Raw genomic sequence first — 26565 nt, forward strand, 5'->3', positions numbered from 1 at the left:
AGGCAAAGCGGGCGCACCGGATCGACCCCGTCGCGCAGCCGGTAGGAGGACAGCGCCGTGCGGCCCGGCGCGAAGCAGAGGTCATAGAGCGCCTCGACTTCCCACCAGTCTTCCGCCGTCTCTTGTTCGAGCTGATACATACGCCCGCCGCCCCTTTCAGGCTGCCCCTTTCCTGCGCGGTAGCATGCGCTAAGTTCGGGATCAAACAGGAGAAAGCATGTTCTATCGCACTTCAGATGGCCACCCTCTCGCCCATAACCCGTTCAATTCCATCGTCGCCCCGCGTCCGATCGGCTGGATTTCGACGCGCAGCGAGATGGGCGACAACCTCGCGCCCTACTCCTTCTTCAACGCGGTCGCCTATACGCCGCCGCAGGTGATCTTCTCCTCGACCGGTGTGAAGCCCGACCGCGACGGCACGAAGGACAGTGTCTCGCAGCTGCGCGAAGCGGGCGTGTTCTGCGCCAATCTCGTGACCTATGCGCTGAAAGATCAGATGAACGCCTCCTGCGCCAATTATCCGGCCGGCACCGATGAGTTCGCCGAATGCGGGATCGAGAAGGCGGAGTGCGAGACGATCGATTGCCCGCGCGTGGCGGCAGCGCCCGCCTCGCTCGAATGTCGCGTGGTGCAGGTGATCAAACTGTTGGGCGAGGGGAATTACCTTGTGCATGGCGAGGTGACAGGCATCCATATCGCGGACGATTGCCTCAAGGACGGGCTCTATTCCCCGCCCGATCGTCTCGTGCGGCTCGGCAATCGCGGCGATTACGCGGCCGTGTCGGAAACCTTCGAGATGCTGCGGCCTAAGCTCTGACCCGTGCGCGCGCCCGGCTGCGGCGGCCTTCGACAAGCGTGTAGAGACCGCTCGCCACGATCAGGGCTGCGCCCACGATCATCGCCGCATCGGGCCGCTCGCCGAACACGACCGCGCCGAGGATCAGCGCGAAGATCAGGCGGGTATAGCGGAAGGGCGTGATGACCGAGACCTCGCCCATCCGCATCGCTTTGGTCAGCGACCAATAGGCGAGGCTGCCGAAGGCCACCGCACCGGCCACGTCGCGCAGCGCAAAGAGATCGGGCGTCGTCACACCGCCGAAGATCAGCAGGATCAGCACGCCGGTCGGGATCAGCATCATGAAGCCGTAGAAACTGAGCTGGAAATTCGACAGGACCGGCGGGCAGGCGCGCGTCGCCAGATCGCGCCCCGCAAAGCCCAGCATCCCGAGCACGGTCCAGAGGGCTGCCGGGACGAAACCGTCGAGGCCCGGGCGCAGTACGATCAGCACGCCGATGAACCCGATCCCCACCGCGACCCAGCGGCGGATGCCGACGCGTTCGGAAAACACCACCGCGGCGCCCGCGACCACCACGAGCGGCGTCGCCTGCAGGATCGCAGAGGCATTCGAGAGCGGCGTCAGCGCGATCCCCAGCGTGTAGCCAAGACGCCCCACCACTTCGAGCGCGAGCTTGATCAGGAGCGGTTTCGACGCGAGTGCCGGATGCAGCAGCCGCTGGCCGCGCGCGGTGATGAGTACTGCGAAGACCGCCATCCCGCCGAGGCCGAACAGCATCAGCACCACGCCCACCGCGAGATGGGTCGAGGCGGATTTGACGAACATGTCTTCCATCGCGAAGGCCGCCATCGCGACGACCATCAGCACCGAGCCGCGGATATTTTCCATAGATCCTCCCGTGGGGACTCCCATATCCCCCTGCGCCGATAGACCGCGCGGCAAGTGGCTGCAATCCCTCTTTCCTCCCGGGGCCGTGGCGCTTAGGCTCGCCGCGACGCGGAAAAGACAGGCGGAGGATGCGCGGAATGGACAGAATGATCGGGGTGATCGGCGGCTCGGGCGTCTATCAGATCAACGGGCTCGAAGGGGCCGAATGGATCACCGTCGAGACGCCGTTCGGCGCGCCCTCCGATCAGGTGCTGACCGGCACGCTGGACGGTGTGAAGATGGCCTTCCTGCCCCGCCACGGGCGCGGCCATGTCGAGACGCCGACCACCGTTCCCTACCGCGCCAATATCGCCGCGATGAAACAGCTGGGCGTCACCGATCTGATCGCCGTCTCCGCCGTGGGCTCGCTGAAAGAGGCCTATGCGCCCGGCGATTTCCTGATCGTGGACCAATATATCGACCGCACCTTCGCGCGTGAGAAAACCTTCTTCGGCCCCGGCATGGTGGGCCACGTCTCGGTCGCCCACCCGGTGTGTTCGGAACTGTCGGCAGCCTGTGCCGAAGCCGCCCGCAAGACTGGCGTGAGCGTCCATGAGGGTGGCACCTACGTCGCGATGGAGGGCCCGCAATTCTCGACCAAGGCCGAGAGCGAGCTTTACCGCCAATGGGGCGCCGACGTGATCGGCATGACGGGCATGCCCGAAGCCAAGCTCGCCCGCGAGGCGGAACTGCATTACGCCTGCGTCGCGATGATCACCGATTACGACTGCTGGCACCCCGATCACGATGCCGTGGATGTGGCGCAGGTCGTTGCCGTCGCGATGAAGAACGCCGACAAGGCGCGCGCCCTGGTCGCCGCCCTGCCCGGTCTGCTGAAGGGCGCGGCGGGCGATTGCGCCACCGGCTGCACCCACGCCCTCGACAGCGCGATCATGACCGCCCCCGACAAGCGCGACCCCGAGATGGCGCGCAAACTGAAGACCATCGCGGGCCGCGTGCTCGACCTCTGAGGATCCCATGACCAACGTCAAAGACTATATCCGCACCATCGCCGATTTCCCCCATGAGGGGATCATGTTCCGCGATGTGACGACGCTCTTCGCCGATCCGCGCGGCTTCCGTATGGCGATCGACCAGTTGCTGCATCCGTGGGCGGGCCAGCAGATCGACAAGGTCGTGGGGCTCGAGGCGCGCGGCTTCATCATCGGCGGCGCGATCGCGCATCAGCTCTCGAAAGGCTTCGTGCCGATCCGCAAGAAGGGCAAGCTGCCCGGCCAGACGATTTCGCAGGCCTACCAGCTGGAATATGGCGAGGCGGTGATGGAGATGCACGAGGATGCGATCAAGCCCGGCGAGAAGGTTCTGGTCGTCGACGATCTTCTGGCCACCGGCGGCACCGCGCAGGCGGGCATCCAGCTGATCGAGCGCGTCGGCGGCGAGATCGTGGGCCTGTCCTTCATCGTCGATCTGCCGGAACTGGGCGGGCGCAAACTGCTCGAAGATCGCGGCATGAATGTCAGCGTTCTGTGCGAATTCGAGGGGGCGTGAGCCCCCGTCCGGTCCCCGCCATTCTCGCCGTCGTGATCCGCGACGGTCAGGTACTGCTGGTGCAGCGGGCGAACCCGCCCGATGCCGGGCTCTGGGGCTTTCCCGGCGGCAAGGTCGAGTTCGGCGAAACGCTTCTTGCCGCGGCAGAGCGCGAATTGCTTGAAGAGACCGGCGTGCAGGCGCGGGCCACCCATGCCTTCAACGCGCTCGACGTCCTCGCCGAGGATGGGGAGGGCACGCTGGAACATCACTTCGTGCTGGTCGCAGTCGAGTGCCAATGGCAGGCCGGAGAGCCGGTCGCGGACGACGACGCGCTGGATGCGCGCTGGGTCGCTATCGACCGGATGGAGCGGGACCTTCCCCTCAGCCGTGACGTGGCACGGATTGCCCGGCAGGCCGCCGCGCTGGAACCACGTTAACGTCTTTCTTACGCGAATCGACCTAACCTGAGCGGGCCTGATGGTTCGGCTGCTTGCAATGACACGTGAACCATAACGCCGCGCTCCGCCTGCTCTCCTGGCGGGGCGCGTTTCTCTTGGCCCTCAGCGCTCCGCCAACACAGCGCCGGGGTTGAAAATGCCTTTCGGGTCCAGCGCCGCCTTGATCGCGCGCATCGCAGCGAGCTTGCCCGGATCGCCGTAGCGCTCCAGATCGTCCACCTTGAGCCGCCCGATCCCATGCTCGGCCGAGATCGAGCCGCCAAAGCGGTCGACCAGATCGTAGACCGTCTCGGGGATCGCGCGACGCAGGTTCTCGTATTCCTTGCGGTCGCGCCCCTCGGCGGGGAAGGCGTTGAAATGCAGGTTGCCGTCGCCGACATGACCGAAGCAGTTGATGCGGATATTGCCGAGGTCGAGAAGCGCGCCGCGCGCCTCTTCGATGAAATCCGCCAGCTTCGGCAGCGGCAGTGAGATGTCATGGCTCGAGATCGACCCGATCCGCTTGTTCGCTTCCGGCAGGCTCTCGCGCAGGGTCCACATCTGGGCGCGCTGGCTCTCGGAGCTTGCGATCACCCCATCGCTGACCAGCCCCTCGGCCGCCTCAAACAGCTCTCCCAGCGCCTCCTCCGGCGCCAGCCCCTCGGGCAGACCGATCTCGATAAGCACCGACCAGTCGGGGCGCGCCTCGAAAGGTTGATGCACCTCCGGCCCGACCTCGTCGAGAAAGCGCAGCCCCTGCCCCGAGATCATCTCGAAGGCCGACACGCAGCCCGGCATCCGGGCCTCGGCCAGTTCCAGCAGTTCCAGCGCGGCGGCGGGGCTTTCGACCACCATCATCGCCGTGCCGACCGCCGCCGGGCGCGGGAACAGCCGCAGGGTCGCCGCCGTGATGATCCCGAGCGTGCCCTCGGACCCGATCAGCAGGTCCTTCAGATCGTAGCCGGTATTGTCCTTGCGCAGATGCTTGAGGCCGGAGATCACCGTGCCATCGGCCAGCACCGCCTCGACGCCCAGACACAGCTCGCGCGCGTTGCCATAGCGCAGTACGTTCACCCCGCCCGCATTGGTCGCCAGCACACCGCCGATCCGGGCAGAGCCCTGGCTTGCGATCGTCAGCGGGAACAGCCGCTCCGCGCCTTCCGCCGCCTGCTGGGCCTCGAGCAGCGTCGCGCCGGCCTCGATCTCCAGAACATGGCCGGTGACCGCACGGACGGCATTCATTTTTTCGAGGCTCAGGATGACTGGCACGGGACCGTCTTCGGTGATCTGGCCACCGACCAGACCGGTGCCGCCGCCATAGGGCAGCACGGCGACGCCCGCCGCGTGACAGTGCTTCAGAACCGCTGCGACCTCTTCGGTCGACGTCGGCTTGACCAGAACTCCGCCAAGGCCGTGATACCGCCCGCGCGGCTCTTCCAGATAGGACGCGCCCGGCGTCCCGAGGCTCAGGCCCGGCACCGCGTCCCGCAGCGTCTCGACGAAACTTTCATCAGCGGCGGTGCGCATCTCTGCCTCCTTCGGCTTGGCTTAAGTATCCCGGGGGGCTGGCTGCGCCAGCGGGGGCAGCGCCCCCTCGACCGTTCGCCACGCACCATGTCGCGCGAGCGCAAGTGTCCCTATCGGACATCCGTCCGTCCCCGGCGATCCGAGCGCAGGTTGGAATAGAGGACATGATTGCGCCAGCGCCCGTTGATCTGCAGGTAGCTCTGCGCGACGCCCTCGTATTTGAAGCCGGATTTCTCCAGCACCCCGCGCGAGGCCGCGTTCTCGGGCAGACAAGCTGCCTCGATGCGGCTCAGGTCGAGCTTCGTGAAAGCGTAATGAACCACGGCCTCGATCGCCTCGCGCATATAGCCATGACGCGCGTGGCGTTGGCCGATCCAATAGCCCAGCGTGCCCGCCTGCGCCGGTCCGCGCCGGATATTGTCGAGCGTGATCGCCCCCAGAAAAATGTCATCGCGGCGCGAGAACAGAAATACGGGAACGGCGGTGCCGTTCGCGATCGCGCGCGCCGCCCAATAGACCCGGTTCGAGAACGCCTTGCGGCTGAGGTGATCGGAGGACCAACTCGGCTCCCAGGGCGTCAGGAAGTCACGGCTATCCTCGCGCAGGCTGGCCCACGGACGATAATCCCCATGCTGCGGCGGACGCAGGATCATTCGATCCGTATCGATCCGCAGCTGACGACGACGCGCGAACATCAGGCGGCGAGCCTTTCGCGCAGCTCCCCAAGCTCGGGCGCATCCTTGACCGGGCCGTAAAGCGCCATGGCCGTGCGCCCGCCAGTGGCGAGCCGTTCCCCGAAGTCGCGCACCGCATCGCGGGTGACGCTGTCGATCCGCGCCGAGGCCTCGTCGATCCCGGGCACCCTGCCCCAGATATAGAGGCTGCGCGCCATGCGTTCGGCACGCGCCGAGGCGCTTTCCAGCCCCATCAGAAGCCCCGCCTTGATCTGGGCGCGGGCGCGGGCGATCTCGACCTCGGTCATGTCTTCGGCGGCACGTTTCAACTCGTCGATGGTCAGTTCGGCCAGACCGCGGACCTCGTCGCCGGAGGTGCCCGCATAGACGGTGAACATACCGGTATCCTCGTAGGCGCCTGCCTGCGAGAAGATCGTGTAGCACAACCCGCGTTCTTCGCGGATCTTCTGGAACAAGCGCGAGGACATGCCCCCGCCCATCGCCACCGAATAGACCTGCGCGGTGTAGAGGTCGGCATCGCGATAGCTGGGCGACTCGATGCCAAGCGCGAAGTGCGCCTGTTCGAGCTGTTTGATCTCGCGCCGCTCGTTGCCGATCCATTTCGCCGGATAGGGCGCGGGGTTCAGCGCGGGGCGCAGGTCGCCGAAGATATCTTCGGCGCGTTTCACGATCTCCGCGTGATCGACCGCACCCGCCGCCGAGAGGATCATCTGATCGGGGCCGTAATGTTCGGTCACGAAAGCCGAGAGATCGTCACGCGCGAAGCTGCGGACCTTCTCCGCCGGGCCGAGGATCGTGCGGCCCATCGGCTGATCGGGATACGCGGCCTCTTGCAGCCAGTCGAAGATCACATCGTCGGGCGTGTCGAGCGATTGGCCGATCTCTTGCAGGATCACGCCGCGCTCCACCTCGATCTCGCGCTGGTCGAAGACCGGGTTCAAGAGGATGTCCGAAATCACGTCGAGCGCGAGCGGCACGTCCTCGGCCAGCACGCGGGCATAATAGGCGGTCATCTCGCGCGAGGTATAGGCGTTGATATAGCCGCCCACGTCCTCGATCGCTTCCGCGATCTGCAGCGCGGAGCGGGTCTTGGTGCCCTTGAACGCCATATGTTCGAGGAAATGCGCGATGCCGTTCTGCTCGGGGCGCTCGTGGCGGCCACCGGCCGTGATCCAGACGCCGATCGCGGCAGAGGCGAGGCCCGGCATCGACTCGGTGATGATGCGCAGACCGTTCTTCAGGGTGGTCATTTCGATCATGTGCGGCGGCGCTCCCGGATCAGGGCTTCAAGGTCTGCAAGGTCATTCGGCACGCGGGTCACGCGCTCCTCGCGGGTGAACAGGTCTGCCATGCGCGGCGGCAGGTCGGGGCGGATGCCCGTCGCCTCTTCCACCGCATCGGGGAACTTCGCGGGATGCGCAGTGGCGAGTGTGATCATCGGCGTGGCCGGGTCACGCGCGACCGACGTTTTGCCCACGTTCACGCCGACTGCGGAATGCGGACAGAGCAGTTCACCGGTTTCTTTCAGCGTGTCGCCGATCTCTTCCATCGTGCGCGCCTCGCCGACCGAACCGCTGTCGTAGATATCGCGCAGCGCACCGATGGCGTTTTCGGAGACGGTGAAGGAGCCTTCGGTTTTCAGCTCGTCCATCAGCTTCTCGATCGCGGCCCCGTCCTTGCCATAGGCCCAGAACAGCGCGCGCTCGAAGTTCGAACTCACTTCGATATCCATCGACGGCGAGATCGAGGGCGTGACGCCCTGCTTGGTGTAATCGCCCTTCTCGAGGCAGCGATGCAGAATGTCGTTCTGGTTCGTCGCGATCACCAGACGCTCGACCGGCAGGCCCATTTCCTTCGCAAGAAAGCCCGCGAAGATATCGCCGAAATTGCCGGTGGGCACGGTGAAGGAGACCTTGCGATGCGGCGCACCGAGCGCCACGGCGGAGGAGAAGAAATACACGATCTGCGCCAGCACGCGGGCGAAGTTGATCGAGTTCACACCCGCCAGACCGACCTCGTCGCGGAAGTCGAAGTCGTTGAACATGTCCTTCAGCTTGCCCTGGCAATCGTCGAAATCGCCATCGAGCGCGAGCGCGTGGACATTGCTCTCGATGGGCGTCGTCATCTGGCGGCGCTGCACTTCGGACACCCGGCCATGCGGGAAGAGGATGAACACGTCGACATTGTCGAGCCCGCGGAAGGCCTCGATCGCCGCCGAGCCGGTATCGCCCGAGGTGGCGCCGACGATGGTGATCTTCTGGTTGCGCTTTTGCAGTTCGATCTGGAACAGCTGCCCGATCACCTGCATCGCGAAATCCTTGAACGCGAGCGTGGGGCCGTGGAACAGCTCCAGCAGGAAGTGGTTCGGCGCCAGCTGCACCATCGGCGCGCGGGCGACATGGCCAAAGCCGGAATAGGCACGGGTGATGGCGCTGCGCAGTTCCTCGTCCGAGAAAGTCTCGGAGACAAACGGCTTCATCACGCGGAAAGCGACTTCCTCGTAGGGCTGCCCTGCGAGCGCGGCGATCTCATCGGCGGAGAACTGCGGCACGGTCTCGGGCACGTAAAGCCCGCCGTCACGGGCAAGCCCCGTCAGCATCGCATCGCCGAAATTCAGAACCGGGGCTTTGCCCCGAGTGGAAACATAACGCATCGTCAATCCTCAGGCCTGTTGCCGCCTGATACGCCAGAGAAGAAAGATTGTCATCCCAGCCCAGACGATTGCGAGCAAAAACCAGGTGATCGCGTAGCCGAGGTGGTCATTCGGGATGCCGGTGATTGTGACGGGGACCGGCGTTATGCCCTGCGCGGCCCCTTGAACGGTGCGGGCGACGATCAGGATCGGCTCGGTGCCGAGCTTTGCAGCCATCGCGGGCACGTCGCGGGCAAACCAGATGCCGGTCTTGGCATCGGGCTCGGGGGTATAGCTGTCGGCCTCTTCGGGCCAATGGAGGTTGCCGGTGACGGTAAGCTCCGTGGCGGGGCGGTCGGTGCCCTTTTCACCCTCGGGGATGAAGCCGCGATCGAGCAGGATCTTGCGGCCCTGATCGGTCTCGAAAGCGTCGATGACCCGGTAGCCCGCGCCGACGCCCTTCTGGCCCGAAAGCACGAGGATCTCCTGCCCCGTGGTGCGCCCGCTTACCGTGACGGGTTCGTATTTCAGCGGCTTGGTGTCGGTGCCCTTGGTCGGCAGCGCCTGCGGCTGGCCTTCGATCTTGGCGGAAATCTCGGCCAGCATCGCCTCTTTCCAGCCCAGCCGCTGCACCTGCCAGATACCGAGCGAGATCAGGATCGCGCAGCCGACGATGCCCAGCAGCAGCGGAAAGATGTAGCGTTTCATCAAGCCTCCAACAAAGCGGCGCGAGGGTCGCCCCCCGCGCCGATCTGCGCATTTGCGTGTGATGGCCGGGGCGCTTACGCGCTGCCCCAGATATAGATCGACGCGAACAGGAAGAGCCAGACCACATCGACGAAGTGCCAGTACCAAGCGGCGGCCTCGAAACCGACATGCTCGTTCTGGGTCATCTGGCCTTTGACGATCCGGATCAGGCAGACCAGCAGGAAGATCGTCCCGATAATGACGTGCGCCCCGTGGAAGCCCGTCGCCATGAAGAAGTTCGCGCCGTAGATATTGCCCGCCAGACCGAAGGCCGCGTGGCTGTACTCGTAGGCCTGCAGCACCGTGAAACAGGCGCCGAGGATCACCGTCAGGATCAGGCCCTGCTTGACTTGGCTGCGGTCATTTTCATGCACCAGCGCGTGGTGGGCCCAGGTGAGCGTCACGCCCGACAGGAGCAGGATCACGGTGTTGATCAGCGGCAGGTGCCAGGGATCGAAGGTCACGATGCCTTCGGGCGGCCAGACGCCATCCTGAATGGGGCTCATCGGACCCATCGGATACATGGCGTGCTTGAAGAAGCTCCAGAACCAGGCCGCGAAGAACATCACTTCGGACATGATGAACAGGATGAAGCCATAGCGCAGGCCGATCCGCACCACCGGGGTGTGATCGCCCACTTCGCCCTCGTGGACTACGTCCGACCACCAGCCATACATGGTGTAGAGCACCACGAGCAGGCCGCCGAAGAAGACGTAATGGGTAATGCTCTGCATCCAGAGCACCGCCCCGAAGAGCATGATGAAGCCGCCCACGGCGCCGAGGAAGGGCCAGATCGAGGGTGGTAGGATGTGGTAGTCGTGGTTCTTTGCGTGGGCCATGCGTCTCCCTCCGATGGCTAGTTGACCGTCTCCGTCTCCCTTTGACGGACCGAGGCAGTTTCCTCCGGCTCGGGAAGGTCGGTTTCATAGAAAGTATAGCTCAACGTGATCGCGTGAATCCGCTTCGCATCGGCATCCTCGACGATGTCGGGATCGACGAAGAAGCTCACCGGCATCTGCACCCTCTCCCCGGGTTGCAGCACCTGTTCGGTGAAGCAGAAACACTGGATCTTGTCGAAATAGTAGCCAGCCACGTCGGGCGAGACATTGTAGCTCGCCGTGCCCGCGATCGGATGATCGGTCGGGTTGTAGGCCTCGTAGAAGGCGAGCCCGTTCTGCCCGATCTTCAGTTTCATCTCGGTCTGGACCGGCTTGAACTCCCACGGCATGCCGCGCGCGACATTGGCGTCGAAACGCACGAGGATCTCGCGGTCGAGCACTTTGTCGGGCAGCACCTCGGCGGTGTTGGTCGTACCGCCATAGCCGGTCGTCTTGCAGAACCAGTTGTAGAACGGCACCGCAGCCCAGGCCCCTGCCCCCATCACGACGATCACCGCGAGCAGCGAGAGCAGCACGCGCGTGTTCGACCGATCTGCGGGGCGTTGGGTCATTTCGCGGCCCCTTCTTCCGGCAGCACGGAGGCGCGCGGCTGGTGGTCGTAGGCTTCCATTTTCGAGCCGTTCTCGACCTTGACCACGGTCAGGCCGAAGACGATTGCGACGAACCCGAGAAGAACCGCGCCCAGCCCCGCATTGCGCGAGAACCGACGGATATGAAGGTCACTGTCCCGGGTGATTGCCATCGCTTACCAGACTCCCAAACCGATATAGCTCAGCCCCGCTTCGGCCAGCAAAGCCGCGAAATGCGCGAAGAGGTAGATGAGCGAGAAATAGAAGAAGCGCTTCTCGACCGCGTATTTGTCGGCCTCCGCCTGCGCTTCGGTGCGGGCGTGGATGTCGATCGCGCCCTTGATGAACAGCGCATTCATGATCAGCGCCGTCGCGAAATAGACCGGACCGCCGATCGAGGTGAAGCCGGTGCCGACCGCGATGGGGGCGAGAATGAAGGCGTAGAACAGGATGTTCTTGCGCGTGACCAGACGACCATGGGTCGAGGTCAGCATCGGCACTTTCGCCTCGTCGTAATCGGCCTTCATGAACAGCGCGAGCGACCAGAAATGCGGCGGCGTCCAGAGGAAGACCAGCAGGAACATCGCCACGGATTCGATCGAGATGCCGCCCGTCGACACGGCCCAGCCGATCATCGGAGGGAAGGCGCCCGCCGCGCCGCCGATCACGATGTTCTGCGGCGTCGCCCGCTTGAGCCACATCGTGTAGACGACGACGTAGAAGAAGATGGTGAAGGCGAGGAACAGGCCCGAGAAGATATTCGTGGCCAGCGCCAGCATCACGCAGGAGATACCCGACAGCGCGAGGCCGAAGCCCAGCGCCTCGCGCTCCGAGATGCGGCCCGCCGGGATCGGACGGTTCCGGGTGCGGCGCATGATGCGGTCGATATCCGCGTCATACCACATGTTCAGCGCGCCCGAGGCACCGCCGCCCAGCGCGATGAACAGGATCGCGACGAAGCCAACGAAGGGATGCACCGGATTCGGCGCAACCACGAGGCCGACGAAGGCGGTGAAGACCACCAGCGACATCACGCGCGGCTTCAGAAGCGCGATGTAGTCGCCGAACCGCGCCTCGTTGTCCTGTTGGCGGATATAGCTGATGTCACTCATGAAAGCGTCCCTCGGGTGTTATCGCACAATGAATTCAGTTCTGTGCGACCCGAACCGCGCCATCCGTCTCGACCGAGGCGAAGTCATTCTTCGCACGCTCAAGCCAGTTAGCGTAAACTTCCGGTGAGACAACTTTGACCACGATGGGCATGTAAGCGTGATTGGTGCCGCAAAGCTCCGAACACTGGCCGAAATACACACCTTCTTGATCGGCCTTAAACCACAATTGCGCGATCCGGCCCGGCACGGCGTCCTGCTTCACGGCGAAGGCGGGCACGGTCCAGCTGTGAATCACGTCTGCGCCAGTGACTTGCACGACGATCGTCTTGCCCGCGGGCACCACCATCGCGTTGTCGGCGGCCAGCAGATATTCGTCGGGCGCATAGCCATGATCTGCGAGCTCGTCTTTCGCCAGCATCAGCGAATCGAACGCCACGCCCTCATCGGGGTATTCGTAGCCCCAGTACCACTGGTAGCCGGTCACCTTCACGGTGATGTCGCCTTCCGGGATTTCCTGCTGATTCCACAGCGCGGGCAGTGAAAACGCCCCGATCGCCACGAGAATCACGATCGGCACGAAGGTCCAGGTGATCTCGAGCGGCGTGTTATGCGTGAAGCTGCGCGGCGTCGGATTGGCGCGGCTGTTGAAGCGCAGGATCGCGTAGATGATCAGCGCGAACACGAAAACGCAGATCGCGGCGATGATCACCAGCAGCATATGGTCGAGCCATTGCTGATCTTCCGCGAGGTTCGAGGACGCGGGCTGGAACCCCGTGCCGCCCAGATGCGGCTTACCGATCACCGGCAGCCCCTTGATCATGTCCTGAGCCGAGGCCTGCCCGGCGACGAGCGTCAACATAACAGCCGACGTGACAGCGGCCGCGATGCCGCGGCCCTTGCTTGCAAAGCGCATAAGTCCCATGTCTCCCTTTTGGCGGCGTTTCTCCCTGCCGCCCGACGGCGTTCGGATCTCCCAAACCGTTCACCGTTGCGTGTTCTCACTTTAAAATCATATTGGGAGGGTGGCGCAAGCAAAAGCTGCGACATTTTGTCAAAATTGATCGCCTTAGCAGGAGTCCAGATGACCAAGCCCGACCGTTTCGCCCCTTTCGAGGACAAGCTCGACCAGGATCGCGCGCTGCATCTGCTGCGTGAAGCGACCGCAGGGGCTGAGGATGGCGAGCTGTTTCTCGAACAGCGCCGGTCCGAGGCGCTGGTCTTCGACGATGGCCGGGTGAAAACCGCCTCTTACGACGCCTCCGAAGGATTCGGCCTGCGCGCGGTAAAGGGCGATGTGGCGGGCTATGCCCATTCGACCGAGATTTCCGAAGCCGCGCTGAAGCGTGCGACAGAGACCGCGCGCCTCGCCGTGGGCGATGGCGGCGGCACAATGGCCCCCCCGCCCAAGGGCACGAACCTGCATCTTTATAGTGATACCGATCCCGTCTCGGACACACCCTTCGCCGCGAAGATCGATATCCTGCGCGAGATCGACGCGTTCGCCCGCGACCTCGACCCGCGCGTCGTGCAGGTCTCGGCCTCGATGGCCGCCAGCCTGCAGGAGGTGTTCATCCTGCGCCCCGAGGGCGGGCTGGTCTCGGATATCCGCCCGATGGCGCGGATCAACATCTCGGTCATCGTGGAAGAGAACGGACGGCGCGAATCCGGCGGTCACGGCGGCGGCGGGCGGTTCGGCCTGTCGGGCCTGATCGAGCCCGCGCATTGGCAGCCGGTCGCGCGCGAGGCGCTTCGCATCGCGCTGGTGAACCTGCGCGCCGAGCCCGCACCTGCGGGCGTGATGGATGTGGTGCTTGGGCCGGGCTGGCCGGGCGTGCTACTGCACGAAGCGGTCGGCCACGGCCTCGAAGGCGACTTCAACCGCAAGAAATCTTCGGCCTTCGCTGGGCTGATGGGTCAGCAGGTGGCGGCGAAAGGCGTCACTGTGCTCGATGACGGCACGATCCCCGACCGGCGCGGTTCGATCACGATCGACGACGAGGGCACGCCCTCGGGCAAGAACGTGCTGATCGAGGATGGCGTGCTGGTGGGCTACATGCAGGACCGCCAGAACGCGCGCCTGATGGGCGTGGAGGCCACCGGCAACGGACGGCGCGAGAGCTTTGCCCATGCCCCGATGCCGCGGATGACCAACACCTACATGCTGGGCGGCGATGCCGATCCGGGCGAGATTCTCGCCGATTTGAAGGACGGCATCTATGCAGTCGGCTTCGGCGGCGGTCAGGTCGACATCACCAATGGCAAATTCGTTTTCAATTGCACCGAAGCTTATCGCGTGAAGAACGGCGTCGTCGGCGCGCCGGTGCGCGGGGCGACCCTGATCGGCGACGGGCCGACCGCGATGCAGCATATCCGCGCCATCGGCAACGATCTCGCGCTGGATCCCGGCATCGGCAATTGCGGCAAGGCGGGCCAATGGGTGCCGGTGGGCGTCGGCCAACCGACCCTGATGATCGGCGGGCTGACCGTGGGCGGCTCGGCCGCGTAAACGTTTCGCCGACGGGCGTGGGGGAGATGATCCGGCGAGGTCTCCCCCGCGGCCCCAAGCTGCAAATCGGTAGCGCCAAAAATCTGCAACCAAAACGTGAAAAATTTATCCCAAACCCGTCGCGATACAGGGTTTGGTAACGAGTTATTAAGAATAACGCGGCAGAAAGGGTGAGCGATTGAGGCGGAGGGTCGGATGGAAACAGATTTGTTTTCTTACCCCACCCCCTTCACCCCACCCACCACGGAAGAAGATGAACTGCCGGTTCTTCGCCTCATTCGTTCCCGACGTGTCGGACCCACAACCTTCCACAGATTGATCGGTGAACATGGCTCCGCGGCGGCAGCGCTTGCGGCTCTGCCCGAAGTGGCGCGCGCGGCGGGCGTCGCCGATTACACCCCCTGCCCCGAGAAACAGGCCCGCGCCGAGATCAAGACGGGCAAAGCGGCCGGCGCGCGGCTGTTGATCCATGGCGGGCCCGGCTATCCCGCAGCGCTTGCGGAGATTGACGACGCGCCGCCCGTGCTCTGGGCGCTCGGCCAGCTGGAATTGCTCACCCGCCCGATGATCGCGCTGGTCGGCGCGCGCAATGCCTCTTCGCTGGGGCTGCGCATGGCGAAGCGGCTGAGCGAAGGTCTGGGCGAGGCGGGCATCTGCGTGGTCTCTGGGCTGGCGCGCGGGATCGACGCCGCCGCCCACGAGGCCGCCCTGCCCACGGGCACGATCGCGGTGCAGGCGGGCGGCATCGATGTGATCTATCCGCAGGAGAACATGGCGCTCGCCCAACAAATGGCTGAGACCGGACTGCGGCTGACCGAGGCCCCGCCCGGCACCCAGCCGCAGGCGCGCCACTTCCCCGCGCGCAATCGGATCATCTCGGGGCTGAGCGCAGGCGTCGTCGTGGTCGAGGCGGCGCTGAAATCGGGCAGCCTGATCACCGCACGCGACGCCCTCGATCAGGGGCGGGAGGTCATGGCCGTGCCGGGCCATCCGATGGACGGGCGCGCGGGCGGCTGCAATGCGCTGATCCGCGACGGGGCGACCTTGGTGCGCGGGTCCGAGGATGTGCTGGCCGCGCTGAACGCCCGCGCGGCGCCACCCGAACCGCGCCCTGCGCCAAACCCTCCGCCAACGCGCCGCGCCGTGAAAAGCGCCGATCTCGGCGCGAAGATCCTCGAACGGCTCGGCCCCTCGCCCACCGCCGAGGATCAGGTGATCCGCGATCTCGACCTGCCTGCCGCGGCCTTCTCGCAAGCCCTCACCGCGCTCGAAATCGAAGGCCGGATAGAGCGGCATCGCGGCGGGCTGATCAGCCGTCCGCTCTGAGGGGGACGGGATTACCTCAGGGTCAGGACGCATTGACAATTCGCCCCAAACGCCCACATGTTCCGCGCCCAGACCCTTTTTGCACTGAATAGTGAGGACCTTATGGCTGTTGTTGTCGTCGAATCCCCTGCCAAGGCCAAGACGATCAACAAATATCTAGGGTCTGACTACACCGTTCTCGCCTCTTTCGGCCACGTTCGCGATCTGCCTCCGAAGGATGGCTCGGTCGATCCCGAGCACGATTTCGAGATGAAATGGGAAGTCGCGAGCGACTCGAAGAAGCACATCAAGGCGATCACCGACGCGCTGAAAGATGACGACACGCTGATCCTCGCAACTGACCCCGATCGCGAAGGCGAAGCTATCTCGTGGCACCTGCAGGAAGCGCTGGAGAAGAAGCTCAAGGGCAAGAACGTCTCCCGTGTCACCTTCAACGCGATCACCAAGACCGCGATCCTTGAGGCGATGAAGCATCCGCGCGATGTCGATGCCCCGCTGGTCGAGGCCTATCTGGCCCGCCGCGCGCTCGACTACCTCGTGGGCTTCAACCTCTCGCCGGTCCTGTGGCGCAAGCTGCCCGGCGCGAAATCGGCGGGCCGCGTACAATCGGTCTGCCTGCGTCTCATCGTCGAGCGCGAGATGGAGATCGAAGCCTTCAAGCCGCGCGAATACTGGACGGTGAAGGTGATCCTGACGACGCCCCGCGGTCAGGAATACGAGGCGCGTCTGTCGGTTCTGGGCGGCAAGAAGCTCGAGAAATACGACCTCGAGAACGAGACCGCGGCCGAGATGGCGGTGCAGGCGATCACGTCGCGCGATCTCGGCGTGACCTCTGTCGAGGCGAAACCCGCCAACCGCAACCCCTACCCGCCCTTCATGACCTCGACGCTCCAGCAGGAAGCCAGCCGCAAGTTCGGCTTCGGCGCGCGGGCCACGATGTCGGCGGCGCAGCGTCTCTATGAAGCCGGTCACATCACCTATATGCGGACCGACGGCATCGACATGGCCCCCGAGGCCGTGATGCAGGCCCGCGATGCGATCAAGGACAAGTTCGGCGACAACTACGTTCCGAAGTCCCCGCGCATGTACAAGAACAAGGCGAAGAACGCGCAGGAAGCGCACGAATGTATCCGCCCGACGGATATGTCGAAATCGCCCGACAAGCTGAAGCTCTCCGACGATCAGTGGAAGCTGTATGATCTGATCTGGAAGCGCACGATCGCGAGCCAGATGGAAGCGGCCCGGTTCGAGCGTACGACGGTTCTCGTGGGCTCCGGCGATGAGCAGGTCGAGTTGCGCGCGACCGGCTCCGTCGTCGTGTTCGACGGCTTCCTGAAAGTCTACGATCAGGGCCGCGACGATGACGAGGGCGAGGACAGCAACCGCCTGCCGCAGATCCACGAGGGCGAAGAGGCCAAGAAGGGCGACATCACGCCCGAGCAGCACTTCACCCAACCGCCGCCGCGCTACACCGAGGCGACGCTGGTCAAGCGGATGGAAGAACTCGGCATCGGGCGCCCGTCCACCTATGCCTCGATCGTCACGACGATTCAGGATCGCGGCTATGTGCGCAAGGACAAGAACCGCCTTCTGCCCGAGGATACCGGGCGGCTGGTGACGGCCTTCCTGTCGAATTACTTCAAGCGCTACGTGGAATACGATTTCACCGCCGATCTGGAAGACCAGCTCGACGACATCTCGGCGGGCGATCGTGACTATAAGGAAGTGCTCAAGCGCTTCTGGCGCGATTTCTCGGCGGCTCTGGAAGAGACGTCAGAGCTGCGCATCTCGGAAGTGCTCGATAAGATCGACGAAGTTCTGGCGCCCCACCTCTATCCGCCGCGTCCCGACGGGTCCGACCCGCGCATCTGCCCGCTTTGCGGTAGTGGCAAGCTGCACCTGAAGACCGCGCGCTCCGGCGGGGCCTTCATCGGCTGCGGCAACTATCCCGAATGCCGCTTCACCCGGCCCCTGTCCGCGCCCGATGGCGATGACGAGGTGCAGGCGCTCGACGGCAAGGTGCTCGGCTATGACGAGGATCAGGCGATCACGCTGCGCGTCGGTCGTTTCGGCCCCTACGTCCAGAAGGGCGAGCCGACCGAGGATGTGCCCAAGCCGCCGCGTGCGTCGCTGCCCAAGGGCTGGAAGCCCGAAGAGATTGACCTCGAGAAAGCGCTGCTGCTCTTGAGCCTGCCGCGCGAGATCGGCCCGCACCCGGAAGATGGCGAGCTGGTCGAGGCCGGGATCGGGCGCTACGGGCCCTACGTCAAGAAGGGCCGGATCTACGCGAACCTGCCCGAGGTCGACGAGGTCTTCACCATCGGCATGAACCGCGCTGTGGAAGTGATCGCCCAGAAGGCTGCCAAAGGCGGGCGTGGCGCGGCTGCGAAGCCGCTCAAGGAGTTGGGCGAGCATCCCGAGGGCGGCCCGATCGCGGTCATGCCGGGGCGCTACGGGCCTTACGTCAAATGGGGCAAGATCAACGCGACCCTGCCGAAAGAGCTGGAACCGGAATCCGTCACGCTCGAAGACGCGCTTCCGCTGATCGAGGCGAAAGCGGCAAAGAAGGGCGGCACGAAGAAGAAAGCCGCCCCCAAGAAGACAGCCGCGAAAAAGCCTGCGGCGAAGAAACCGGCCGCCAAGAAGACCGCCGCGAAAAAACCCGCGGCGAAAAAGACGGCGACCAAGAAGACTGACGAGGAGTGAGGCGCCCGCGTCCCACTTCCTCTTGGTAAAAATATCCCGGGGGAGCGCGACAGCGCGGGGGCAGAGCCCCCTCTCTCTTAAACCTGTCGCCCTACGGCGACGGGGGCAGAGCCCCCTCCCCCAGTCTATTTACGCGTGAAGTTGATCCTAACACCCGTCTTCGCCGCATCGCAGCAATTGACTCCCCCCCGCCCCGGCGTCATCTTCACGCGCACATGAGCGGAGGATATCCATGAACAAGATTTACGGTTCCGCGGAAGAGGCCCTCGACGGGCTTCTTTTCGACGGAATGCTGATCGCGGCCGGGGGCTTCGGGCTTTGCGGCATCCCCGAAATGCTGATCGACGCGCTGGTCGAGAGCAAGGTGAAGGACATCACGGTCGCGTCGAACAACTGCGGCGTGGACGGGTTCGGCCTCGGCAAGCTGCTCGACACCAAGCAGATCAAGAAGATGATGTCGTCCTACGTGGGCGAGAACGCGGAATTCATGCGCCAGTATCTGAGCGGCGAGCTCGAGCTGGAATTCAACCCGCAGGGCACGCTGGCAGAGCGCATGCGCGCCGCCGGCCACGGCATCCCCGGCTTCTACACCAAGACCGGCTACGGCACGCAGATCGCCGAGGGTAAAGAGGTGAAGGTGTTCAACGGCGAGCACTACATCCTCGAAGAGGGCATCTTCGCCGACGTCTCCATCGTGAAGGCGTGGAAAGCCGACGAGACCGGCAATGCGATCTTCCGCAAGACGGCGCGTAACTTCAATCCGCCGGCGGCGATGTGCGGCAAGGTCTGCGTGATGGAAGTCGAAGAGATCGTGCCCGTGGGCTCGCTCGACCCCGACTGCATCCACCTGCCCGGCATCTACGTGCACCGCCTGATCCAAGGCGAGCACGAGAAGCGCATCGAGAAAGTCACCACCCGCGAAAAGAAGGAGGCCTGACCCATGGCATGGGATAGAAATCAGATGGCCGCCCGCGCGGCGCAGGAGCTTGAAGACGGCACCTATGTGAACCTCGGCATCGGCATCCCGACGCTGGTCCCGAACTTCATTCCCGAGGGCGTGCATGTCACGCTGCAATCGGAGAACGGCATGCTCGGCATGGGCCCCTTCCCCTATGAGGGCGAAGAGGATCCCGACCTGATCAACGCTGGCAAGCAGACCATCACCGAACTGCCCAACACGGTCTATTTCGACAGCTCGATGAGCTTCGGCATGATCCGCGGCGGCAAGATCGCGATGGCGATCCTCGGCGCGATGGAAGTCGCGGAGAACGGCGATCTGGCGAACTGGATGATCCCCGGCAAGCTGGTGAAGGGCATGGGCGGCGCGATGGACCTCGTGGCGGGCGTGAAGCGCGTCATCGTCGTGATGGACCACACCAACAAGCATGGCGACAGCAAGCTTCTGAAGGAATGCACCCTGCCGCTGACCGGCACCGGCGTCGTCAACCGCATCATCACCAATCTCGGTGTGCTCGATGTGGTCGAGGGCGGGCTGAAGATCGTCGAGTGCGCCGAGGGCGTCACCGAAGACGAGATCCGCGAAGCGACCGAGGCTACGATCGTCAACTGATCGCCTCTCGATAGGCTAGAGACGAAGAGAGCGGCCCTCAGGGGCCGCTCTTTGCCATTTGGGTGACCTGGAAGACGCAGCCGTCGCTCACCAGCTGCGGGCGCGTCGCACAGAGCCCCCGCGCCACGTTCCACGCCGCCAGCACCTTCGGCACATAGTCGCGCGTCTCCGCATAGGGCGGTACACCGTCATTCTTCTTCACCGCGTTCTCGCCTGCGTTATAGGCGGCGATGACCATCAGCGGATCGCGGTCGAATTCCTTCATCAGCCAGTCGAGATAGCTCACCCCGCCCGCGATGTTCTGCGCGGGGTCCTTGCTGTCTGCGACGTCGAACCGCTCGGCCGTGGCCGGTATCAGCTGCATCAGCCCCACGGCCCCCGCATGGCTTTGCGCGTCGAAGCGCCCGCCGGATTCCACCGAGATCATCGCCAGCACCAGCGCGGGCGAAACTTCGGTTCCGATGGTGGAGCGCAGGATATCGGTGCCATGAGCGCGCGCGATCTTCGCGAGATCGTTGAGCCGCGGCTCGCGCACCCGAGTGCCCTTCGGCCCTTGCGACAGCGCGGAGATCGCCTGATCGAACCGCCCCGCCCGCTCTCCAAGGCGCGGCGAGACCTTGTTCCAATACCAAGCGTAATGCGCAGGCGCGCGCGGCGTGGGCGTAGAGGCGGGTGCATCGCCCGTCGCGCTGTCGTCTTTGGCAGGCGCTGTTTCCGGCTCCCAAGGCTGCTTCGCCATCGCGGCAAGCTGGCGCTTCTGTTCCTCGGGATCGATCTGGATCGTGATGAAGCGCTTGGTGCCGGGCGCAGGCGGCTTGACCGTCTTGGGCTTCACGCTCTTGAAGACGGGGGCTGCAGGCTCGGCCCCCACGGGCGCGACCACGGCCACCATCGCACTGCAGAGAATCCCTGCGAAAACCTTGCGCATCTGCGCCACCTGCTCACTGCCTCACGCGGCTCTCGAGGGCCGCTTTCGCCCGACTATCCCTGAAAACCCGGAAAAATTCCAGAAAATCCGCCGTTTTCGGGCCGACGAATCGTGGTTTAGCGGCCGAAACTCGGACGCAAAATGCAAATCTCACAAAAAGTCAGATTTTTGTTTCTTTAATTAACAATGACTTAGCGACTTCGTCAGGCAGGATTTTCATTTTCGCGAAATCGCCTGCGATGCGCCCAAATCGCGCCACGTTCCGGGGGCCATATGTCCCCATACCGCGAGACGGAAACCGGCACGGACGCCAACCGAGACCGCGGGGCAGAGACAAACCTTAGGAGAGACACCATGATGAAGTTTTTCAAAATCAAGAAGTTCCACGACGAAGAAGACGGCGCTGTGACCGTTGACTGGGTTGTGCTGACCGCTGCTGTCGTCGGCCTCGGCGCTGCTGCAATGGCGCTGATCCGCACCCAGACGGGCGAGCTCAGCGGCAAGATCGCGACCTACCTTGACGGCGCCGAAGTCTCCGAGAACTTCACTGCCGCAGAATCCGGCTTCACCGACGACGGCAAGTGAGCCTAGTCAGCCAGTACAAGAGTTGGGCCGCTCGAAAATCGGGCGGCCTTTCATTTTAAAGGGCGTGGAGACCGTTGAGTCGACCGTTGCGCCCGAAACCTTTTTGGAAAGCGGAACAGGACATGAGACATGCCTCAAAAGCAGCGCGCATATTCCGAGAGGAAGATGGCGCCGTTACAGTGGATTGGGTGGTTTTGGTTTCAGCGGTCGTCTCGTTCGGCTTCATCGCGACCATCCTGATCTGGCAGCAAACCGCCGAAGTTTCCGGAAAGATTGCGACATTTGTTGACGGGCAAGAAGTTAAAACTGTCTTCGCAGAAGATGAACTTTGACGGCCACTTCCACAGCTTGACTTCGAATACGCCAACATTTCGCCACTTTGGCCTGCAATAAACAGCCTTGATCGCAGGATTGTCGCCGATCAAAAAACAGAAGGATGAAGCGATGCGACTGATTTTTGTTCTTTTTCTCGTGGCCGGTGTCGGCCTCGCTGGTGTCGCCGTGATGATGGCGCAGGGACAAATCTCACAGTTCCAAGCGGAACGCGATCATTTGGCCGAAATGCAGCAGAACGCTCCGAAACTCGGCGACGTGGTCATCGCGCGCCACTCGATGAAATACGGAGAACACTTCAAAGCTGAGGATTTGGCAGTCATCAAGATGCAGGCCAACGCAATCCCGCCGACGGCCTTCCGTGCAGTTATTGCGAAAGCCGGAACCCCGGAAGCGGAACATGCCGTATTCCTCGAGGGTGAAACGAAAAGCCGCGCATCCATGCGGACGGTGACGGGGCGAGAAGTCATCCTGTCGGATCGCGTGACCAAGCCCGGCGAAAACGCGGGCATCATGGCAAGCCTGCCCGACAACCGCCGTGCCTTTACGATCCAGGTCTCGTCGACCTCGGCGGTCTCGGGATTCCTGCGCCCGGGTGACCTTGTTGACGTCTACTGGTCGGGTACGATCAATGGCGAACCGGTGACCAAACTGATCGACACCAATCTCAAACTGATCGCGATCGATCAAAGCACCGATCCGGACCGCAGCAACGCCACGCAGATCGCGCGCTCGGTCACCGCTGAAGTCAGCCCCGAGCAGGTCGCGGCTCTGACGCTCGCGCAGAACACGGGGAACATCACGCTGTCGCTCGTCGGGCTTTCGAACACTGAACAGGTGAGCCAGATCGAAATCAACCGTGACGAGCTGCTTGGGATCCAGAAGCAAGAGGCCAAGAAGGTCGAGAAGGCAGAGGTTTGCACGATCAAGACCCGTAAGGGCACGGACGTCGTCGAGACACCGATCCCCTGCACGAACTAAATAAATGACAAATATCAGTCATTTGCGCGGGGTCCTACGGGGCCCCGCTTTCACATGTGACCGTTTATCCACATCAAGAACGCCGCTCAATCCATTGATTCTTGCAAAAAAACAGGTCTTGGCGCATTCTCCTTTGCAATAATGGACCAAAACAGTCCCTAAGCAGACAAAAGATTTGCGAGTGGCGTGATCGGAGAGGCAGGATCACAGATGAAATTGAAAACCTTAATGCAGGCCTGCCTATGCGGCATGGCGCTGAGCGTCGCGGTGATGAGCCCGGCGCAAGCAGACACGTTGCGGATTCTGTCCGGGGCAACTCAAGCTCCGCTGACGGTTCCGTTGAACCGCGCGGTGGTCGTGGAAAGCGACACGCCGTTTTCGGAACTCTCGATCGCCAACCCCGGCATCGCAGACATCCAGACCCTTTCGGATCGTTCGATCTACGTGCTGGGCAAGGTGCCGGGCCGGACGACGCTGACGATCCTTGGTGCCGACGGCAAGCTGGTTTCGAATGTCGACGTTCAGGTGACCCCGGACCTCGCGGAGTTCAAGGAACGCCTCAAACAGATTCTGCCGGGCGAGAACATCCAGGTCCGCACTGCGAATGACGGGATCGTCCTTTCGGGCACGGTCTCCTCGGCGCAGAAACTCAGCCGCGCGCTGGAACTGGCCAATCGCTACGCGCCGGACCGGGTGTCGAACCTGATGATGGTCGGCGGTACGCAGCAGGTCATGCTGAAAGTGCGCTTCGCAGAGATGCAGCGCTCGGTCGCCAAAAGCCTCAGCTCCTCAATCAATGCAAGCGTTGGGCCGAACGGAACCTTGGGCGCGGGTGCGGGCTTCGGAGGCACGAGGACCACCACCGCAACCGCACCCGCGCAGACCTACGACAACGGGATCGGCATTGGCATCGGCCGCGGCACGTTCCAGCTGGGCGTTCTCATCCAAGCGCTGGAAAACAAAGGCGTGGTGCGCACCCTCGCGGAACCGAACCTGACGGCGCTTTCCGGCCAGTCCGCAGACTTCCTCGCCGGTGGCGAATATCCGATCCCGGTGCTCAACAACGGCGATGTCTCGATCCAGTACAAACCCTTCGGCGTCGAGATGTCCTTCACGCCGCGTGTAGTGGACGGCGACGTGATCAACCTCGAAATCGCCGCCTCGGTCTCCTCGATCGACACGGCGAACGGTTATACGAGTGGTACGTTCAACGTCAGCGCCTTCAAGAAACGCTCGACCTCGACCACGGTTGAGATGCGCGACGGCGAAAGCTTCGCGATCGCGGGCCTCCTTCAGGACGACTTCAACGATTCCGTGGGCCAGATCCCGTGGCTCGGCGATGTTCCGGTGCTCGGCGCGCTGTTCCGCTCGACCGAATTCGAACGCAAGCAATCCGAACTGGTGATCATCGTGACGCCGCATCTTGTCTCGCCCGTCAAGGGTGACACGCTGGCGCTGCCGACGGATCGCCTGAAGCCGCCAACCGAGTCCGAGCTGTTCCTCAACGGCAGAACCTCGGGCGGCAAAGCGCCGCAAAAAGGCCCTGCCGCGGAAGTCGCCAAGCAGGACTTCTCCGGCTCCTATGGCTATGTGATGGAGTGAGCGAGATGGCTGGAAACATGAAACTACGCACTCTCGCGATCACCGTCGGCACCATGGCCGTGCTGGCTGGCTGTTCGGAAGGCACCAAGACCTTCAACTCGGAGGTCGGCTCGACCACGGAAGGGTCGCTGGGCTTCGGCTCGGCCATCGCGCAGAATCAGGCGATGATGAGCGGCAGCCAAAGCTACGTCATCAACATGACGCGCAAATTCGCCGCTGACGTGCCCAACACGGTGCACTTCGCCTTCAACTCTTCGGTGCTCGATGCGCAGGCGCGCAATGCGCTGCTGATGCAGGCAAACTGGATCCGGCAGAACCCGGAAGTGCGCTTCCGCGTCTACGGACACACCGACCTCGTCGGCTCCAACGCTTACAACAAGGCTCTGGGGCTGCGGCGCGCGCGGGCCGTGGTGAATTTCCTCGTCGCGCAGGGCATCTCCCGCTCGCGGCTCGAGGCGCTCGTGTCCTACGGCGAAACGCATCCGCTGGTCTACACGCAGGCTCCGAACGAACAGAATCGCCGCACCGTCACCGAGGTCTCGGGTTTCGTGACCAAGGGCAAACCGATGCTGCTCGACGGCAAGTACGCGGCGGTGATCTATCGCGACTACATCGCCTCGGCGAGCGCCGGGGGCGAAGGCAACTAAGGCTCTGGATTCACCTATTTGTCTCGCTGCGGCGAGACGACACAGTACCGAACGGCGGGCGCTTTCAACAAAGCCCGCCGTTTTTCTTTATCGTCTCTCTTTATCCCACAATTGAAACAGTCTGGCCCCAATGTCGCCCAGATTGGAAACGAGATTGATCCTCGACGGAATAGGCGCGTCCAGCGAGTCGCGTCCGGTCTGCGGCGTAGCAACAGAGTTAACCGAACCCCGCCGCGGGTCACGAAAAAGAGGACAGAGGCAATGACTGCAGCAGCTATCATGACTTCGGAGCCGGCCCCGATTCAGGCGTGCACCGTGTCACGCGATGTGTCGAATTTCGACCTGTTGATCGAGGATATGGAGACCGAGCTTGGTGAAAGCTGGGGCGACCTTACCTTTGACGAAGCGGCAATCTTCCTGAGCCAACCCGATGCGGAACAGCTCGAGTTCATCGCGATTGCCGTGGATGGCGAAGACGAGGACGAACTGACCAAGATCTCCGGCATCATCACCGAGGCGAAGGACCGTAATATTCGCGTCATCCTGATCGCCGACGAGGTCAGCCCGATCGCGCTGCATCAGCTGCTGCGCCTCGGGGCCGATGATTTCGTCCCCTACCCGCTTCCCGAAGGTGCGCTCCATGACGCGATCGAGCGTCTGGGCCAAGCCGCGCCCCCACCCGAGATGTCGACCCCCATGCACGCCCCGACCTTTGCGGCGACCGGCAACCATGATGGTGTCGTTCTTCCGGTCCACGGCCTGTCCGGCGGTGTCGGCGCGAGCACCTTCGCGATGAACCTCGCCTGGGAAATGGCGACGATCCACGACGGCAAAAAGAAGAAGAAAGCGCCGTCGACCTCGCCGAAGGTCTGCCTGCTCGATCTCGACCTGCAATTCGGCGCTGCGGCGACCTATCTCGACCTGCCGCGCCGCGAGGTGATCTACGAGATGCTCGCCGATACCGAGCATATGGATAAGGAAACCTTCCGGCAGGCGATGCTCAGCTTCAACGACAAGCTTGATGTGCTGACCGCGCCGACCGACATGCTGCCGCTCGATCTGCTGAGCGGCGAGGATCTGGAGCGCCTGATCGACATGGCGCGCGCGCATTACGATTTCGTCGTGATCGACATGCCCTCGACCGTGGTCAGCTGGACCGAGACGGTGCTGAACAAGGCGCATCTCTACTTCGCGCTGATCGAGCTGGACATGCGCTCGGCCCAGAACGTGCTGCGGATGCAGCGTGCTCTGAAATCCGAAGGGCTGCCGACCGAGAAGCTGCGCTACGTGCTCAACCGCGCACCGAAATTCACCGATCTCAACGGCAAGGCGCGCGTGAAGCGACTGGCTGAGAGCCTCGATATCTCGCTCGAACTGCTGATGAGCGATGGCGGCAAGCAGATCACGCAGGCCAACGACCACGGGCTTCCGCTGGCGCTCTCTGCGCCGAAAGTGCCGCTGCGCAAGGAATTCCAGAAGCTTGCCGGCTCGCTGGTGGAGCTGAACGAAGCCGTCGAAGCGGCCGCCTGACCCGAAAGGACACGTCCA

At 63.5% G+C, this 26565-nt stretch carries 27 protein-coding genes and 1 pseudogene; 15 read left to right on the plus strand and 13 right to left on the minus strand.

The window, feature by feature from the left end:
- A pseudogene (locus tag B3D39_RS18470) lies at positions 1-140 on the minus strand (GNAT family N-acetyltransferase); the annotation flags it as partial.
- 77 nt (positions 141-217) lie between these two features.
- Between B3D39_RS18470 and B3D39_RS18475 the strand changes: the two are divergent.
- The gene (locus tag B3D39_RS18475) at positions 218-817 is read left to right on the plus strand and encodes a flavin reductase family protein (RefSeq protein ID WP_078521845.1); all 600 of its coding nucleotides are present in this window, start codon (positions 218-220) and stop codon (positions 815-817) included.
- Here the strand turns inward: B3D39_RS18475 and B3D39_RS18480 are convergent.
- Positions 807-1685 carry a DMT family transporter gene (locus B3D39_RS18480; RefSeq protein ID WP_078540221.1) on the minus strand — a complete coding sequence of 293 codons (879 nt, stop codon included), beginning with the start codon at positions 1683-1685 and terminating at the stop codon, positions 807-809. The genes B3D39_RS18475 and B3D39_RS18480 overlap by 11 nt on opposite strands.
- Before the next feature lie 137 nt (positions 1686-1822).
- Between B3D39_RS18480 and B3D39_RS18485 the strand changes: the two genes are divergently transcribed.
- The 3 genes from B3D39_RS18485 to B3D39_RS18495 are packed head-to-tail and all read left to right on the plus strand — an operon-like array spanning position 1823 to position 3652.
- Entirely contained in the window at positions 1823-2695 is an 873-nt protein-coding gene (locus tag B3D39_RS18485) for an S-methyl-5'-thioadenosine phosphorylase (protein WP_274961754.1), read from the plus strand.
- A gap of 7 nt (positions 2696-2702) precedes the next feature.
- Positions 2703-3233 carry an adenine phosphoribosyltransferase gene (locus tag B3D39_RS18490; RefSeq protein WP_078521850.1) on the plus strand — a complete coding sequence of 177 codons (531 nt, stop codon included), beginning with the start codon at positions 2703-2705 and terminating at the stop codon, positions 3231-3233.
- Positions 3230-3652, plus strand: a complete 423-nt coding sequence (locus B3D39_RS18495; RefSeq protein ID WP_274961753.1) for an NUDIX hydrolase — start codon at positions 3230-3232, stop codon at positions 3650-3652. The genes B3D39_RS18490 and B3D39_RS18495 overlap by 4 nt, the downstream gene beginning before the upstream one ends.
- A 123-nt stretch (positions 3653-3775) precedes the next feature.
- Here the strand turns inward: B3D39_RS18495 and B3D39_RS18500 are convergent, their stop codons facing one another.
- The 10 genes from B3D39_RS18500 to coxB form a co-directional block, all read right to left on the minus strand.
- The gene (locus tag B3D39_RS18500; RefSeq protein WP_274961752.1) at positions 3776-5179 is read right to left on the minus strand and encodes an FAD-binding oxidoreductase; all 1404 of its coding nucleotides are present in this window, start codon (positions 5177-5179) and stop codon (positions 3776-3778) included.
- Positions 5180-5289: 110 nt separating this feature from the next.
- Positions 5290-5874: a GNAT family N-acetyltransferase gene (locus B3D39_RS18505; RefSeq protein WP_078521856.1), complete on the minus strand. Its 585-nt coding sequence runs from the start codon at positions 5872-5874 to the stop codon at positions 5290-5292.
- Positions 5874-7133 (minus strand): M16 family metallopeptidase, encoded by a 1260-nt coding sequence (locus tag B3D39_RS18510; RefSeq protein WP_078545256.1) that lies wholly within the window; start codon positions 7131-7133, stop codon positions 5874-5876. The genes B3D39_RS18505 and B3D39_RS18510 overlap by 1 nt, the downstream gene beginning before the upstream one ends.
- Complete coding sequence (gene thrC / locus B3D39_RS18515; protein ID WP_274961751.1) at positions 7130-8527, minus strand: threonine synthase; 1398 nt, start codon at positions 8525-8527, stop codon at positions 7130-7132. The genes B3D39_RS18510 and thrC overlap by 4 nt, the downstream gene beginning before the upstream one ends.
- Positions 8528-8536: 9 nt before the next feature.
- Complete coding sequence (locus B3D39_RS18520; protein WP_274961750.1) at positions 8537-9217, minus strand: SURF1 family protein; 681 nt, start codon at positions 9215-9217, stop codon at positions 8537-8539.
- Positions 9218-9288: 71 nt separating this feature from the next.
- On the minus strand, positions 9289-10092 hold the full coding sequence (locus tag B3D39_RS18525; RefSeq protein ID WP_078521864.1) for a cytochrome c oxidase subunit 3: 804 nt from the start codon (positions 10090-10092) through the stop codon (positions 9289-9291).
- A 17-nt stretch (positions 10093-10109) separates the two neighbouring features.
- Positions 10110-10703 carry a cytochrome c oxidase assembly protein gene (locus tag B3D39_RS18530; RefSeq protein WP_078521866.1) on the minus strand — a complete coding sequence of 198 codons (594 nt, stop codon included), beginning with the start codon at positions 10701-10703 and terminating at the stop codon, positions 10110-10112.
- Positions 10700-10894, minus strand: coding sequence for a hypothetical protein (locus B3D39_RS18535; RefSeq protein ID WP_078545246.1), 195 nt, complete (start codon positions 10892-10894; stop codon positions 10700-10702). The genes B3D39_RS18530 and B3D39_RS18535 overlap by 4 nt, the downstream gene beginning before the upstream one ends.
- Positions 10895-10897: 3 nt before the next feature.
- A complete protein-coding gene (gene cyoE, locus B3D39_RS18540; protein WP_078545244.1) occupies positions 10898-11833 on the minus strand; it encodes a heme o synthase in 936 nt (311 codons plus the stop codon).
- 34 nt (positions 11834-11867) lie between these two features.
- Entirely contained in the window at positions 11868-12755 is an 888-nt protein-coding gene (gene coxB / locus B3D39_RS18545; RefSeq protein ID WP_078521870.1) for a cytochrome c oxidase subunit II, read from the minus strand.
- 159 nt (positions 12756-12914) lie between these two features.
- On the opposite strand from coxB, the gene tldD reads away from it, so the two are divergent.
- From tldD to B3D39_RS18570, 5 genes are all read left to right on the plus strand, one after another.
- On the plus strand, positions 12915-14339 hold the full coding sequence (gene tldD / locus B3D39_RS18550) for a metalloprotease TldD (RefSeq protein ID WP_078540231.1): 1425 nt from the start codon (positions 12915-12917) through the stop codon (positions 14337-14339).
- Between the two features lie 195 nt (positions 14340-14534).
- Positions 14535-15665 (plus strand): DNA-processing protein DprA, encoded by a 1131-nt coding sequence (dprA, locus tag B3D39_RS18555; RefSeq protein ID WP_274961749.1) that lies wholly within the window; start codon positions 14535-14537, stop codon positions 15663-15665.
- Between the two features lie 102 nt (positions 15666-15767).
- A complete protein-coding gene (gene topA, locus B3D39_RS18560) occupies positions 15768-18371 on the plus strand; it encodes a type I DNA topoisomerase (protein ID WP_274961748.1) in 2604 nt (867 codons plus the stop codon).
- Between the two features lie 232 nt (positions 18372-18603).
- Positions 18604-19308: a CoA transferase subunit A gene (locus B3D39_RS18565; protein ID WP_078521876.1), complete on the plus strand. Its 705-nt coding sequence runs from the start codon at positions 18604-18606 to the stop codon at positions 19306-19308.
- Between the two features lie 3 nt (positions 19309-19311).
- A complete protein-coding gene (locus tag B3D39_RS18570) occupies positions 19312-19941 on the plus strand; it encodes a CoA transferase subunit B (protein ID WP_078521878.1) in 630 nt (209 codons plus the stop codon).
- 37 nt (positions 19942-19978) lie between these two features.
- On the opposite strand, the gene B3D39_RS18575 is transcribed toward B3D39_RS18570, so the two are convergent.
- Entirely contained in the window at positions 19979-20869 is an 891-nt protein-coding gene (locus B3D39_RS18575; protein WP_078522119.1) for a lytic transglycosylase domain-containing protein, read from the minus strand.
- Between the two features lie 354 nt (positions 20870-21223).
- On the opposite strand from B3D39_RS18575, the gene B3D39_RS18580 reads away from it, so the two are divergent.
- The 6 genes from B3D39_RS18580 (at position 21224) to B3D39_RS18605 (ending at position 26547) form a co-directional block, all read left to right on the plus strand.
- Complete coding sequence (locus tag B3D39_RS18580) at positions 21224-21454, plus strand: hypothetical protein (RefSeq protein WP_274962983.1); 231 nt, start codon at positions 21224-21226, stop codon at positions 21452-21454.
- Positions 21455-21576: 122 nt separating this feature from the next.
- Positions 21577-21786: a hypothetical protein gene (locus tag B3D39_RS18585; RefSeq protein ID WP_274962982.1), complete on the plus strand. Its 210-nt coding sequence runs from the start codon at positions 21577-21579 to the stop codon at positions 21784-21786.
- A gap of 67 nt (positions 21787-21853) precedes the next feature.
- Complete coding sequence (gene cpaB, locus B3D39_RS18590; protein ID WP_274962981.1) at positions 21854-22768, plus strand: Flp pilus assembly protein CpaB; 915 nt, start codon at positions 21854-21856, stop codon at positions 22766-22768.
- A gap of 210 nt (positions 22769-22978) precedes the next feature.
- The gene (locus B3D39_RS18595) at positions 22979-24370 is read left to right on the plus strand and encodes a type II and III secretion system protein family protein (RefSeq protein ID WP_078545230.1); all 1392 of its coding nucleotides are present in this window, start codon (positions 22979-22981) and stop codon (positions 24368-24370) included.
- A 17-nt stretch (positions 24371-24387) separates the two neighbouring features.
- Complete coding sequence (locus tag B3D39_RS18600; RefSeq protein WP_078545228.1) at positions 24388-25017, plus strand: OmpA family protein; 630 nt, start codon at positions 24388-24390, stop codon at positions 25015-25017.
- Positions 25018-25278: 261 nt separating this feature from the next.
- Positions 25279-26547, plus strand: coding sequence for an AAA family ATPase (locus tag B3D39_RS18605; protein ID WP_078521890.1), 1269 nt, complete (start codon positions 25279-25281; stop codon positions 26545-26547).
- Positions 26548-26565 lie beyond the last annotated feature (18 nt).

The sequence above is a fragment of the Thioclava sp. UBA3469 genome, from assembly GCF_002378135.1.
Lineage (GTDB): Bacteria > Pseudomonadota > Alphaproteobacteria > Rhodobacterales > Rhodobacteraceae > Thioclava > Thioclava sediminum.